The organism is Pseudomonas sp. CG7, from assembly GCF_023701885.1.
Lineage (GTDB): Bacteria > Pseudomonadota > Gammaproteobacteria > Pseudomonadales > Pseudomonadaceae > Aquipseudomonas > Aquipseudomonas zanjanensis.
In genome coordinates this window covers 1-14,139 of sequence record NZ_JABAEE010000006.1, presented here as the reverse complement: position 1 = coordinate 14,139, position 14,139 = coordinate 1, and the positions used below count along the sequence as shown (strand labels likewise).

The following is a 14,139-nucleotide window of genomic DNA, read 5'->3' as shown; positions in this document are numbered from 1 at the left end:
ATCTCCCTTGAGCGGACGGCGCCTATGATGCGCAATTTTTGCCCCGCCGGGGCAACGGTATTCACGCTCTCTTGAAATCCTTGGAACGGTACCGTTGGGCACCGTTCGGGACAATCCTCAAGTAGTGGGATCAGTTTTCAAGCGAATAAGTCCATTTCCGTCGTTTCAAGGCCATAAAAACCTCGATTATCAGCTCATCCAGTTACCACCATCGACGTTATACGTCTGTGCCACCACGTATTCGCTCTCCGTCGAGGCCAGGAAAATCGCCATTCCGGTGAGGTCCTCCGCGGTGCCCATCCGGCCATAGGGTACTTGCTCCGCAACCTGGCGCTTCTTTTCCCCCAGCGGCAGGTTTTCGTGACGGGCGAACAGCGCGTCCACGCCATCCCAGTGCTCGCCATCCACCACGCCGGGGGCGATGGCGTTGACGTTGATCCGGTGCCTGATCAGGTCCAGCCCGGCGGACTGGGTCAGGCTGATCACCGCCGCCTTGGTGGCGCAATAGATCGCCACCAGGGGCTCGCCACGCCGGCCGGCCTGGCTGGCCATGTTGATGATCCGGCCGCCATGGCCCTGGCGGATCATCTGCCGCGCCGCCGCCTGCAGCGTGAACAGCGTGCCGGCGACGTTGATGGAAAACAGCCGCTCGTAGCTCTGTCGGGTGATGTCGACGATGGGCGCCAGGTCGAACAGCGCGGCGTTGTTGATCAGGATATCCAGCTTGCCCGCCCGGGCCACCACGGCCTCGATGGCCTGGTCGATCGAGGCCTGGTCGGTCACGTCCATTTTGACGGCGTAGGCGCAGTCGCCCAGCTCGGCGGCGGTGGCCTGGGCTCGGTCAAGGTCGATATCGGCGATCGCCACCGTGGCGCCTTCGTTGATATAGGCCTGGGCGAATGCCTTGCCGATACCACGGGCGGCGCCGGTCACCAAGGCACTTTTTCCTTCGAGTCGTTTCATGGGGTTTTCCTGTCAGTCGAGGTAGTAGGGCGTCACACACACACGCTGTGGCGAGGGAGCTTGCTCCCGCTCGGCTGCAAAGCAGTCGTAAACCGGCGGGTGCGGTGTGTCTGATACGCCGCACCTGCCAGGTTTTTGGGGCCGCTTCGCGGCCCAGCGGGAGCAAGCTCCCTCGCCACGGGTTTGCCGATTGCCTTAAATGAACAGCATTGCGGTCATGGGTAAGCCGATTACAGCAGCGCCCGTGGAGGAGGACAAACGCGGGGAGAATCGTGTGCTGATATTTTTTTAACGTCGCTGAACGTGGCAAGCGCGGGTTAAAAAAGTACCAGCGGACGGTCAGCCCGAGGCGGGCTAAGCGCTGCGCACTCGGCGTAAGGTGCCCGCTATAACGCTAAAAGAGCCGCGACCTGCCTGATCTCCGAACGCCCCTGTTCGAGCAGCGACCGGCCGAACTGGAAGTCATCCTGCCTGAGCCCGAACACAGTTTTCGCTGGTACGAGCACGATTACCCGTACCCGCTGGCGCGCTGGAACCATCACCCTGAATTCGAGATCCACCTGATCCGCCAGGGCAGCGGCAAACTGTTGGCGGGCGACTACATTGGCCCGTTTGGCCCCGGTCATGTGGCGATGATCGGCCCGGCTTTGCCCCACGACTGGATGGGCGACCTGGCGCCGGGGGAGTCCTTGGCCGGTCGTGACGTGGTGTTGCAATTCGACGGCGCCACGCTGCTGACCTTGCGCCGCACCCTGCCTGAACTGGGGGATCTGCAGGGGCTGTTCGAACGAGCCCGCCGTGGCCTTGCCTTCGCAGGTGACACCGCACTGAGGGCTGCGCACCTGCTGGAAACCATCGGCCCGGCCCAGGGGCTGCAGCGATTGGCGCTGTTCCTGGAGTTGCTCCATACCCTCAACCAGGCTCCCGGTGACGAGGCCCTGAGCCTGGCGAGCCCATGCTACGCACCGACCCTCGATGCCCGCAGTTCCGAGCGTATCCACAAAGCCTTCGAGTACCTGCAAGCCGAACTCACCGGCGACCTGAGACTGTCGGTGATCGCCCGTCAATTGGACATGAGCGAGCCAGGCTTCTCGCGATTCTTCAAGCGCATCACCGGGCACGGTTTCATCGACCTGATGCGCAAGTTGCGAGTTCAGCGCGCCTGCCGCTTGCTGTTGCAAAGCGAAATGCCGGTGACCGACATCTGTTTTGAAGTGGGCTATAACAATCTGTCCAACTTCAACCGACATTTCCGCATCGAAATGAACCAGACCCCCAGCGAGTATCGGCGGGGCGCTTTTCCCCTGTCTGACGGAGCCTGTCATGTTGAACGTCGTTGAACAGTCAACCAGCGCATCGTTGCGCCAACGAATGGAGAGGGCCGGTTGCGCCTTCGAATTCCTGATACTCGCGCATGAGGCGAATGAGACGGTTGACGAGGCGCTCCATCGCCAGGCCGTGGATATATTGTTCCAACAGATCAAGGCCCAATGGCTGGAACGTCACCGCCAACTGGCCCTCGATCCGCGCTATGCCAAGGTTGCGTCGCCCATCATGAGTTGGGATCTGGACAAGGCTGTCGCCAAGCCGCTGAACCACGACGAGGTGACCCGACTCATGCGCACCGACGTGGGCGAACACAATCAGCAGCCCTACGCCTTGTACGCGGACTTCTGCGAACCGCCCTATGGCACCCGTTTCAGCGACGACACGCCGCAAGCGCTGTTCAAGGCATGGCTCGATTTGCTCGGGCTCGAAGAAGGGATCGATGTCGTGGTGTTGAGTTGGGTCGACAACTTCAACGTCAACTGGACCGCCAGCGACGAACCCGATCCGGCACGGGACCCCTGGAGCGATTATTTCGACGATGGCCTGGAGTGGTGGGGCGTCTGGTGCCTGAGCATCTGGAACCCCAAGCGCCGCACGCTTGCCGTGCTGGCGGCGAGCACCACCGATTGAGTCGCTAGTACACAGACCTTAAAACCACCCAGAAACCAGTGTGGGAGCGAGCCTGCTCGCGAAGGCGTCAGCACATTCGACATACATGCAAGCTGGCCCACCGCTTTCGCGAGCAAGCCCCCCACATTAGTTCGGTGTTTAGTCTGGGACACCTTTCTGATGCTTCTTCAACCGATAGGCGAATTGCGCCCGGCTCAGCCCCAGCGAGCGCGCGGCCGCCGCCAGGTTACCGCTGCTCAGTTGCAGGGCTTCGTTGATCAGCCGCGCTTCCAGCCCGTCAATGGAGAAGTCCGCGTCCAGTTGGCTGAGTGACTGGAGCAGCGCCGGTTTTTCTGCCACGTCGTTGCCGACCAGGCCCATGGTCGAGAGGCCGCCGAGGTGGTCCACGGAGTACGCATCCACCGGCAATTGCTCATTGCGAAACAGGTGGACCAGATCGATCGCCTGGCCCTCTTCGCTGGCGATCAGGCCGCGTTCGATGAGGTTCTGCAATTCCCGCACGTTGCCCGGAAAGTCATAGCGCAACAGCACTTTCAAGGCGCGCATGGTCAGCCCCATCGGCGTGCGGCCGTATTCCTGGCAGACACGCTTGAGACAGGCATTGATCAGCAACGGTATGTCGTCGCGACGCTCGCGCAGGGGCGGCAGGGCGATGGGGTAGACGGTGAGCCGGTAGAACAGGTCTTCACGGAACGCGCCGTCCGCCACGGCCTTGCGCAGGTCGATGTTGGTGGCCGCCACGACTCGCACATCGACTTTGATGCCATGGCCGCCGCCAACCCGTTCGATCTCCCGCTCCTGCAAGGCGCGCAGCAGCTTGCTTTGCCCGGCCAGGCTCAGGCAGGTGATCTCGTCCAGGAACAACGTACCGCCATGGGCGCGTTCGAAACGCCCGGGGCGTGAATGGGTGGCGCCGGTGTAGGCACCGCGTTCGACGCCGAATAGTTCGGCCTCGATCAGGTTATCGGGGATGGCCGCGCAGTTGAGGGCGATGAACGGACCGTCACGGCGGCGACTCAGTTGGTGCAACTGGCGGGCGAACATCTCCTTGCCGACGCCGGATTCGCCGCTGACCAGCACGGTGGCGGGGGTCAAGGCCACCCGTTGCAAGGCCTGGGTCGCGGCGTTGAAGGCGGCGCTGGCACCGATCAGCGGCTGTTCGCTGTCCGGCAGCGGGGCGGTTCCGGCGACGTTGTCGGACTGAGTATCGGCGCGTGGAACGACCGTCGTCGGTGACGCATTGAGGTAATTCAGGTCCTGCTCGATGTCACCCCATTGCTCGGCGGTCTTGCCGACGACTCGGCAGCGTTCATGGCCCATGCCCCGGCATTCCACTTCGCGAAAGACCACCAGTTGGCCAAACAGCCCGCTGACGAAGCCGATGGCGTAGCCCAGTTCGGTCCAGCACACCGGGTCCTGCCCGGTGCCATAGGCGGCGACATGCTCATCGGCCTCGCAGGAGTGATGCCAGAGAAATTCCCCTTCATAGAATCCCGAGTCGGCGTCGAACTTGAAATGCAGCGGCTCGACCTTGGTCATGCCTTCGAGGGTATGCAGGTGCGTGCCGGCGCGAAACACCGCCGCGGCATCGGCGTGGGGCCAGCGTTCACGAATCAGCCGGGCGTCGCGGGCGCCGGAGGAATAGCCGGTGCGGGTGAGCATGCCGCGGGCCTGCTCCAGCCCCTGGCGCTCGATGATTTCCCGGCGCAACGCACCGAAGGAGGAGCTGTGCAGCAGCAACATGCGCTGGTCGTTGAGCCAGATACGGCCATCATCGGGGGAGAAAAACAGGCACGCGGTGAGCTCTGCCGTGGTGGGCGAACTGCTGTCGCTCAGCTCTTTGCTGTCGCCCCGTGGATGGAAATGTTCGGTGGCGATCCGGTCCGGCAACTGGCAGTGGGGATTATTCATTGTTATGCCCCTGATGGCGCAGTGATCGAAATGATCACCTGGCGAGATAGTTATTAAGCATAACTTTATCAAATGAACAAGCGACAGCTGGCCAACGGCCAGGTCGGCGGCGGCTCCCGACCCGTCGTGTCCGGCGAAGAACCCTGGGCCAGAGCCCTGCACCAGGTTTATCAAGGCCTGCGGGCAAAACCGGCACAGCGCTTGCTCAAGCACTTGCACGGCGTTTGCGTCGACACCGTCCAGGTGCGGCAAACGATGACAACAACAAAGAGCCGGGAGTGTTAAATGTCTGCATCCAAGAGCCACCTGTTGTCTCAGGTGATCGAGTCGGAATGTGTCTTCAACGGTGACTGGGTGCCTGCCTCGGGCCCGCTGCAAACGATAATCGAACCGGCCACCGGTGAGCGGTTGATGCGCTGTGCCACGGCCGACACCGCCGACATCGCCAAGGCCAGTCGCGACGCAGCCCTCGCTCAGCCGGCATGGGCGGCCCTGGGCCCGCGGCAACGGGCGGCGATCTTCCGCAAGGCCGCCGACGTGGCCGAGCAGTCCTTCGACGAACTGGCGTTGTACGTGGCCCGGGAGACCGGCGCTGCTCTGTTCAAGGGGCAGCACGAGGTACGCGAAGCCATCGTGCTGTTGCACCAGGCCGCCGGCCTGCTGTCCCAGGCCCATGGGGTGGTCTTGCCCAGCGAGGCGGGGCGCCTGTCCTATGCGCGGCGCCAGCCCCACGGCGTGGTCGGGGTAATTTCACCCTTCAACTTTCCCTTGGTGCTGTCCATGCGCTCTGTCGCGCCGGCCCTGGCGGCGGGCAACGCGGTGGTGCTCAAGCCGGATCCGCAGACGCCGGTGAGCGGCGGTTTCCTCATCGCCTGCTTGTTCGAGGCAGCAGGCCTGCCCAAGGGCTTGCTGCAAGTGTTGCCTGGCGCGGCGGATGCCGGTGAGGCGCTGTGCCGCGACCCTAACGTGCGCATGATCGCCTTCACCGGTTCCACCGGCGCCGGGCGCAAGGTGGCTGAAGTGGCCGGGCGCAACCTGAAGAAAGTCGCCCTGGAGTTGGGTGGCAAGAACCCCCTGATCGTTCTCGAAGACGCCGACCTCGACCTCGCGGCCCGGAACGCGGCCTGGGGCGCCTGGCTGCACCAAGGGCAGATTTGCATGGCCACCGGCTTGATCCTCGCCCATGAATCCATCGCCGCCGAGCTGACCCGCAAACTGGTGGAAAAGGCCCAGGCGATGACGACTGGCAACGCTGCCCGGGAAGAAGCCGCGATGGGGCCGCTGATCAATCAGCGGCAGTTGCAACGGGTCCACGACATCGTCAGCGACACCGTGCTTGCCGGGGCTCGGCTGGAAGCGGGCGGCGACCACGATCGGCTGTTCTACGAGGCCACTGTGCTCAGCGGCGTGAAGCCGGGCATGCGTGCTTTCGACGAAGAGATCTTCGGGCCCGTGGCCACGGTGGTCAGCTTCGCCACCGACGACGAAGCCATCGAGTTGGCCAATCGCACCGAGTACGGCTTGGCCGCAGCGATCATTTCACCGTCAGTGGGCCGGGCCATGGCCATCGGTGAGCGGTTGCAGTGCGGCATGTTGCACATCAATGACCAGACCGTTGCCGATGAGTGCGTCAACCCGTTCGGCGGACGTGGCGCCTCGGGCAATGGCGGCAGTGTCGGCGGCCCGGCGGACTGGGACGAATACACCCAATGGCAGTGGGTCACGATCAAGGACACGGCGCCGGTCTACCCGTTCTGACCGGCCGGTTTTACCGGGCTCGATGAGCTGGGCCCGGCGGGTACACAACAATAAGAAGAGGAGTCAACATGAAACTCGACAACAAGATTGTGCTGGTGACGGGGGTCTCGTCGGGTATCGGTGCTGCCACGGCGAGCTTGCTGCGTGCCCACGGCGCCCAGGTGATTGGCGTGGACCTCAAGGCGCCGCACATGACCCTGGACGGCTTTGTACAGGGTGATTTGAGCAGCGCCGAGAACATCGACCGTTTGCTGCCACAGCTGCCCGCACGGCTCGACAGCCTGTGCAACATTGCCGGTGTGCCGGGCACCGCCAATCCGCGACTGCTGGCGCGGGTCAACTACCTTGGGCTGCGCCACCTGAGCCGTGCGCTGCTGCCGCGTATCAGCGCTGGCGGCAGCATCGTCAATATCGCCTCGATCCTTGGCGCCGAATGGCCGCTGCGTCTGGAACAGCACAAGGCGCTGGCGCGCATCGAGGATTTTGCCGCCGCGCAAGCCTGGCTGGCCGACCACCCGGTGCCGGACCAGACCTGCTACCAGTACTTCAAGGAAGCCTTGATCGTCTGGAACTACCTGCAGGCCCAGCCCTGGTTCCTTGAGCATTCGGTGCGCATGAACAGTGTCGCCCCAGGCCCGGTGTTCACGCCCATCCTCGACGACTTCGTGAGCATGCTCGGCGAGGCGCGGACCCAGGCCGATGCCCACCGAATGAAACGTCCCGCCTACGCCGATGAGGTGGCGGCGGTGATCGCTTTCCTGTGTGCCGACGAGTCGCGCTGGATCAACGGCGTGAACCTGCCGGTCGATGGGGGATTGGCCTCCACCTACATCTGAAATGCGCACCTGTGGAAAGCGGCGCAAGCCGCGACCTGAGCGTGTTGGCTGCCAAAGCCATGCCCAAAAATAACAATAATGAGAAGCGTCCATGGATAACGTCAAAGAGAGCTTTCGTTTCAAGCATTGCGCGCTGTTCCTGGCGTTATGCAGCACCGGTGTGATGGTCGATCGGGTCGAAGCCATGCAAATGGACCTGGGTGACTCCGACTGGAAACTGCGCTGGGACAACACCATCAAGTACAGCCAGGCCTGGCGCCTGCAAGGGCAGGACAGCCGCTTGACCAACGCGCCGACCGCCAACGGCCTGTATCCCTCGATCCAGAGCCAGGGTGACAAGAACTTCAGTCGCGGCCTGGTCTCCAACCGCCTGGACCTGTTCTCCGAAATGGACCTCAGCCGGCAAAACTATGGCCTGCGGGTGAGCGGCGCGGCCTGGTACGACGATATCTACAACCAGGACACCGACAGCAGCGAGCAACCGCATTTTCTCAGCGAAACCCGCGAGCTCCACGGTCGCGACGCGGAAATTCTCGATGCCTTTGTGTTCGTGCGCGGTGATTTGGGTGAGGACTCCCAGGGCGTGGCGCGCCTGGGCCGCCACAGCCTGATCTACGGCGAAAGCCTGTTCTACGGTGGCAACGGCATCGCCAATGCCCAGGGGCCGACCGACGTCGTCAAGTTGCTCAGCGTGCCGGGTACGCAGTTCAAGGAAATCCTGCGCCCGGTCAATCAGATCTCCGGGCAGTTGCAGATCAACCCGCAATTGTCCGTGGGCGCTTACTATCAGTTCGAGTGGGAGCGTTCCAACCTGCCCGGCGCCGGCAGCTACCTGAGCGACGTCGATGCCATCGGTTACGGCAGCGGTCCGCTGCGCGAAGTCTTTGGCAATGACACGGTGAATGGCGGCGACCTGAAACCGCGTAATTCAGGGCAGGGCGGCATGCAGATCCGCTTCAAGCCGAGCGGCACCGAGCTGGAGCTGGGTTTCTACGCGGCCCAGTATCACGATAAAGCGCCGATCGGGTTGTATGCCTACCTGGACGGTCCGGCGGCAGCGGCCAGCGGGTTGCCGATCCTGGGTTCCTATCGTCAGGTCTACGCCGAAGACATCAAGACGGCCGGCGTCAGTTTCTCCACCGCCTATGGCCCGTTCAACTTTGCCGGTGAAACGTCGTTGCGCTGGAACGCGCCGCTGGTGAGCAACCTGCAAGTGGTGGCCCCCGGCGTGGAGGCCGATGGTGGCGACAATGAGCTGTTCGCCAGGGGCAAGACCGCCCACGCCAACCTGTCGGCGATTTACCTGCTGTCGCCAACCGCGTTCTGGGACGGCGGCTCGGCCCTGGCCGAACTGGCCTGGAACCGCACCCTGAGCGTGACCAAGAACCCGGCCGCCCTGGATTCCAACACCACCCGCGATGCCACGGCGCTGCGCGTGCTGCTGGAGCCTGCGTACTTCCAGATTATCGACGGGATCGACCTGACGGTGCCGATCGGCATGGGGATCGTGCTCGATGGGCGCTCATCGGCCGTCAACAAATCCGGCTTCGGCAACACCCATTCCGGTGACTGGAGTGTCGGGCTCAAAGCCACCTACCTGCAACGCTGGGACGTCGGCCTCAATTACGTGAACTTCTTCGGTGCCCCGAAAGCCGGGCTGCGCGAGGACGGCAATTTCAGTTACGGACAGTCGTTGGCCGACCGCGACTTCGTCTCGCTCTACGTGAAAACCTCATTCTAATAAGGTGGATTCGCCATGCAGAACACAGCTTTCCTGAACACCTGCGTCCTGACCCTGGCCCTCGCTGGCATGGGGCTGGCGCAGGCAGCGGTGTCGCCCGAACAGGCCGCCCGTTTGAAAACCGATCTGACCCCCCTGGGCGGCGAGCGTGCCGGCAACGCCGATGGCAGCATCCCGGCATGGCAGGGCGGTTACACCCAGGTCACGCCTGGCTACAAATCGGGCGACAAGCGCGCCGATCCGTTCGCCAGCGAGAAACCGCTGTATTCGATCAAGGCCGCGAACATGGAGCAGTACGCCGGCGAATTGGCCGAAGGCACCAAGTTGCTGTTAAAAAAATACCCGGACTACCGCCTGGACGTGTACCCGACCCATCGCTCGGCTGCCGCGCCGCAATGGGTCTATGACAACACCAGCAAGAACGCCACCCGCGCCACGCTGGACGTGGACAGTGAGAAGGTCTCCAGTGCGTACGGCGGCATCCCGTTCCCGATCCCGGAAAACGGTGCGCAGGTGCTGTGGAACTATCGGTTGTCCTGGCAGGGCGGTGACACCATCAGCTCGCCATTCGATACCTGGCTGATGACCGCCGGAGGCAAGAAAGTCCAGGCGACCCGGGCCCAATACACCTACCAGTTTCCCTATTACGTCGAAGGCGGCAGCCTGGAAAACTATTCGGGCAAGTACCTGCTGGGCAAGCTGTTCACCGAGTTGCCGTCGTCCAAGGCCGGCGAAGGCCTGATGACCCATTGGGACCTGGACCCGGCCAATCGGGCGGCCTGGCAGTACCTGGTCGGTCAGCGCCGGGTTCGTCGGGCGCCGAACATTGCCTATGACACGCCGGACTTCGTGACCTCCGGCGTCGGCTTGTTCGACGAAGCATTCATGCTGTTCGGGCCGACCGATCGTTATGACCTCAAGCTGGTGGGCAAGAAAGAGCTGATCGTCGCCTACAACAATAACCGCGCCGCGCTGGCCAAGAGCGACGACCTGGTCAAGGCGAACTTCCTCAACCCCGATCTGGTGCGTTGGGAGAAGCATCGGGTCTGGGTGGTCGAGGCCACGCTCAAATCCGGCAAGCGCCATGTCGTGCCACGTCGCACTTACTACGTCGATGAGGATTCCTGGCAGATCCTGATGGCCGACGGATATGACGCCCAGGGCAAGCTCGGCCGGCAGATGTATTCGCTGACGCTGCTGGCACCGGACCTGCCGGCCCTGACCGCCCAGGTCATGTGGGGCAGCTACAACCTCGACACGGGGGCCTACTTCCTCAACTCATCAAGCAACGACCTGACGGTTCAGTACCAGAAAGTCGCGAAGCCTTCGGCGTCCTATTTCACCCCGGATGCCATGGCCAACGAAAACATGCGTTGAACCGGTGGCGGCCGTGGCGAGGAGGGGGTTCGTCGCGGTCGCTTACGATTTACCAGGCGGAATGACGATATGAACGTTGAAAAAATCTTTGCGCGCCGCGGTCCGTTATGGGGGGCTTGCGCCTTGCTCGGATGCCTGCTGGCGAGCGTGCCCTGGGTCGCACAGGCCACGACCCTGGCGGTGCTGCAGCAACCGGCATTGCCAACGGCCAAGGCCCCGCGCGCGGTCTTGCTCGGGCTGGGCCGGGCCGGCGAACGCCTGGTGGCGGTGGGCGAGCGCGGGATCGTGCTGCTTTCCGATGACGCAGGCGTGACGTGGCGCCAGGCCAAGGTGCCGGTCAGCGTCAGCCTGACGGCAGTGCAGTTCGTCGATGCCGAGCAGGGCTGGGCGGTCGGTCATCTGGGCGTGGTGCTGCACACCCAGGACGGCGGCGAAACCTGGCAAAAGCAACTCGACGGCGAGCGTGCCATCGCCCTGGCGGTGCAAGTCGCTGAGCGCGATGCCAACCAACCTGGTGGTGCCAGCCACTTGGCGCAGGCACGGCACATGCTCGATGACGGGCCGGACAAGCCGTTTCTTGACCTGTACTTCAGCGACCGTCTGCACGGCTACGTCGTGGGTGCCTACAACCAGATCTACCGCACCGACGATGGCGGCCGAAGCTGGCAACCGTGGATGCAGCATGTGGACAATCCCCAGGGCTTGAACCTGTATGGCATCCGCGCCTTGGGCAAGGATTTGCTGCTGGTGGGGGAGCGCGGCCTGTTGTTGCGTTCGACCGATGCCGGGCAGTCATTCCAGGCCTTGAAGTCGCCTTATGAAGGCAGCTTTTTCGGCCTGCTCGGCACCCGCGATGGGGCCCTGATTGTCTATGGCTTGCGCGGCAACGCCTGGTGGTCCGATGACCGTGGCGGCAGTTGGCGACGTCTGGAAACCGGCATCGAGTCAACCTTGGCAAGCGCCCTCGAACTGCGCGACGGCGGCCTGCTGTTGGCCAGCCAGAGTGGCGAGCTTCTCTTCAGTCATGACCAGGGACGCAGCTTCGACAAACGTCAGAGTCGCAGTGGCGGGACCGTCGCTGCCGTGCAACAGGCGGTCGATGGCAGCCTGGCCAGCATCGGCTTGAGCGGCGTGGCCGCTGACCAGGATCCGCGCGCCGCGGGTAAACCTTGAAACTTCACGGTGTAGCGCTATCGGGCCACGGCTCGTGCAACAGGAGTCAAACTTGAAAGACGACAGAACCCAAACCGTGATCGGCCGCCAGGAAGACTTCGACCGGGCGTCGGGCAACTTCGCCGAGCGGGCGATCTTCAACCATCGTCCGCTGGTGATCCTGCTGTGCCTGCTGGTGACCTTGGTGCTTGGTTGGCAAGCCACCCGCATCGGCATCAATTCCAGCTACGAGAAGACCATTCCCACCGGGCATCCCTATGTCGCCAATTTCCTCGAGAACCGCAGTGAGTTGAGCGGCCTGGGCAACTCGCTGCGCATTGCCGTGGAGGTCAAGCAGGGGAGTATTTTCACCAAGGATTACCTCGACACCCTGGCCAAGCTCAACGACGAGCTTTATCTGTTGCCGGGCGTCGACCGTCCCTACATGAAGTCGCTATGGACCCCGACCACGCGCTGGACTGCCGTGACCGAAGAAGGTCTGGACGGCGGCACGGTGATCCCCGACGACTACGACGGGTCGACCGCCAGCATCGAGCAGGTGCGGACCAACGTGGGCCGCTCCGGGGAAGTCGGTCAATTGGTCGCGGGCAACTTCAAGTCCAGCGTGATTTTCGTGCCATTGCTGGAAATCAATCCACAGACGGGGAAGGCGCTGGATTACGGCGAATTCTCCCGGCAACTGGAGGCGCTGCGGGACAAGTATCAGACCGACGATCTGAGGATCCACATCACCGGCTTTACCAAAATCGTCGGCGACTTGATCGAAGGGATGACCCAAGTCCTGCTGTTCTTCGTGGTGGCGGTCCTGGTGACGGTGCTGGTACTGTTCGGCTTCGCCCGTGGCGCGCGCAGCACCCTGGTGGTGGTGACGTGTTCACTGGCCGCGGTGCTTTGGCAACTGGGGCTGCTTGCCTTGCTCGGTTATGAGTTGGACCCGTACTCGGCACTGGTGCCGTTCCTGGTCTTCGCCATCGGCATGAGCCATGGCGCGCAGAAGATGAACGGCATCATGCAGGACATCGGCCGTGGCACTCACCGGGTGGTCGCCGCGCGTTATACCTTCCGCCGGGTGTTCGCTGCCGGCATCACCGCGTTGCTCTGTGATGCGGTCGGTTTTGCGGTGTTGCTGCTGATCAACATCCGAGTGATCCAGGACCTGGCGATCACCGCCAGCCTCGGCGTGGCGGTGCTGATTTTCACCAACCTGATTCTGCTGCCGATCCTGCTCAGCTACATCGGCGTCAGCCCGGCAGCGGCGCAACGCAGCCTGAGTGCGGAAACCCATGAGCAACAGGCGCAGATCAAGCATCCGCTGTGGCGCGTGCTCGATCTGTTCACCCAACGGCGCTGGGCCATTGGCGCCATGCTGGTTGGCTTGCTGTTGGCCGCGTTTGGTTTTGCCGTGAGCCTGCACCTGAAAATCGGCGACCTGGACCCCGGCGCTCCGGAGCTGCGGGCCGACTCGCGCTACAACCGCGATGCGCTGTTCATGACGCAAAACTACGCGGCCAGCTCGGACATCTTCGTGGTCATGATCAAGCCCCCGGAAGATCAGTGCACCCGTTACGCCAGCCTGTCCGCGGTAGACGCGCTGGCCTGGCAACTGGAGCAATTGCCCGGCGTGGAGTCGACCACCTCGATGGCGGCACTGAGCAAGATCGCCACGGCCGGTTATAACGAAGGCAACTTCAAATGGTATGAACTGATCCCCAACGACGGCGCGCTGGGGGCCGTGCAAACCCGTGCACCGCGGGAGTTGTTCAACCAGGGGTGTTCGATGCTGTCGTTGTACGTCTACCTGGCCGATCACAAGGCTGACACCTTGAACCGGGTGGTGGAGGCCAGTGAGCAATTCATTGCCGGGCATCAGATGCCGGAGGTCAAGTTCATGCTGGCGGCCGGCAGCGCGGGGATCGAAGCGGCGACCAATATCGTGGTGAAGAAGTCCATGCGCGAGATGCTGTTCTGGGTCTACGGTGCTGTCAGCCTGCTGTGTTTGCTGACCTTCCGCAGCTGGCGGGCGACCCTGTGCGCGATGCTGCCGCTGATGCTCACCTCGATCCTGTGCGAGGCGCTGATGGTGGGGCTGGGCATGGGGGTGAAAGTCGCGACATTGCCGGGCATTGCCTTGGGCGTGGGCATTGGCGTCGATTATGCGCTCTATGTGTTGAGCGTGATCCTGGCGCGGATGCGTGCTGGCGACACCTTGGCCCAGGCGTATTACCAGGCGCTGCTGTTTACCGGCAAGGTGGTGTTGCTGACAGGCATGACATTGGCGGTGGCGGTGTCGACCTGGGCGTTTTCACCGATCAAGTTTCAGGCTGACATGGGGGTGTTGCCTGTCACTTATAGGCATCTCAGAGACCACTAGACAGGAAGGAATAGCGTATGGAGTGTTCAGCGTGAATAAAAAATGGGGGG

The 14,139-nt window shown here is 62.9% G+C and carries 10 protein-coding genes and 1 pseudogene; 9 read left to right on the top strand and 2 right to left on the bottom strand.

Annotated features, from left to right (window positions below; all coding sequences use genetic code 11):
- Positions 1 to 189: 189 nt before the first annotated feature.
- Complete coding sequence (locus tag HGO40_RS04300; RefSeq protein ID WP_250962019.1) at positions 190 to 963, bottom strand: L-iditol 2-dehydrogenase; 774 nt, start codon at positions 961 to 963, stop codon at positions 190 to 192.
- A 410-nt stretch (positions 964 to 1,373) separates the two neighbouring features.
- Here HGO40_RS04300 and HGO40_RS04295 point away from each other — a divergent pair, with 410 nt between their 5' ends.
- The gene (locus HGO40_RS04295) at positions 1,374 to 2,303 is read left to right on the top strand and encodes an AraC family transcriptional regulator (RefSeq protein WP_250962089.1); all 930 of its coding nucleotides are present in this window, start codon (positions 1,374 to 1,376) and stop codon (positions 2,301 to 2,303) included.
- Complete coding sequence (locus HGO40_RS04290) at positions 2,287 to 2,922, top strand: hypothetical protein (RefSeq protein ID WP_250962018.1); 636 nt, start codon at positions 2,287 to 2,289, stop codon at positions 2,920 to 2,922. Before HGO40_RS04295 ends, HGO40_RS04290 begins: the two co-directional genes overlap by 17 nt.
- Positions 2,923 to 3,060: 138 nt before the next feature.
- Here HGO40_RS04290 and HGO40_RS04285 read toward each other — a convergent pair whose 3' ends face one another.
- Positions 3,061 to 4,833: a sigma-54-dependent Fis family transcriptional regulator gene (locus tag HGO40_RS04285; RefSeq protein ID WP_250962017.1), complete on the bottom strand. Its 1,773-nt coding sequence runs from the start codon at positions 4,831 to 4,833 to the stop codon at positions 3,061 to 3,063.
- Positions 4,834 to 4,905: 72 nt separating this feature from the next.
- Here HGO40_RS04285 and HGO40_RS04280 point away from each other — a divergent pair, with 72 nt between their 5' ends.
- The 7 genes and pseudogenes from HGO40_RS04280 to HGO40_RS04250 form a co-directional block, all read left to right on the top strand.
- The gene (locus HGO40_RS04280) at positions 4,906 to 5,118 is read left to right on the top strand and encodes a hypothetical protein (RefSeq protein WP_250962016.1); all 213 of its coding nucleotides are present in this window, start codon (positions 4,906 to 4,908) and stop codon (positions 5,116 to 5,118) included.
- Positions 5,119 to 6,591: a benzaldehyde dehydrogenase gene (locus HGO40_RS04275; RefSeq protein WP_250962015.1), complete on the top strand. Its 1,473-nt coding sequence runs from the start codon at positions 5,119 to 5,121 to the stop codon at positions 6,589 to 6,591. It begins immediately after the preceding gene.
- Positions 6,592 to 6,659: 68 nt separating this feature from the next.
- Positions 6,660 to 7,427 carry a coniferyl-alcohol dehydrogenase gene (locus tag HGO40_RS04270; protein ID WP_186729843.1) on the top strand — a complete coding sequence of 256 codons (768 nt, stop codon included), beginning with the start codon at positions 6,660 to 6,662 and terminating at the stop codon, positions 7,425 to 7,427.
- 91 nt (positions 7,428 to 7,518) lie between these two features.
- A complete protein-coding gene (locus HGO40_RS04265; RefSeq protein WP_250962014.1) occupies positions 7,519 to 9,168 on the top strand; it encodes a DUF1302 domain-containing protein in 1,650 nt (549 codons plus the stop codon).
- 15 nt (positions 9,169 to 9,183) lie between these two features.
- The gene (locus HGO40_RS04260; protein WP_250962013.1) at positions 9,184 to 10,545 is read left to right on the top strand and encodes a DUF1329 domain-containing protein; all 1,362 of its coding nucleotides are present in this window, start codon (positions 9,184 to 9,186) and stop codon (positions 10,543 to 10,545) included.
- A 69-nt stretch (positions 10,546 to 10,614) separates the two neighbouring features.
- Entirely contained in the window at positions 10,615 to 11,718 is a 1,104-nt protein-coding gene (locus HGO40_RS04255) for a WD40/YVTN/BNR-like repeat-containing protein (RefSeq protein ID WP_250962012.1), read from the top strand.
- A 52-nt stretch (positions 11,719 to 11,770) separates the two neighbouring features.
- A pseudogene (locus HGO40_RS04250) lies at positions 11,771 to 14,056 on the top strand (efflux RND transporter permease subunit); the annotation flags it as partial.
- Positions 14,057 to 14,139 lie beyond the last annotated feature (83 nt).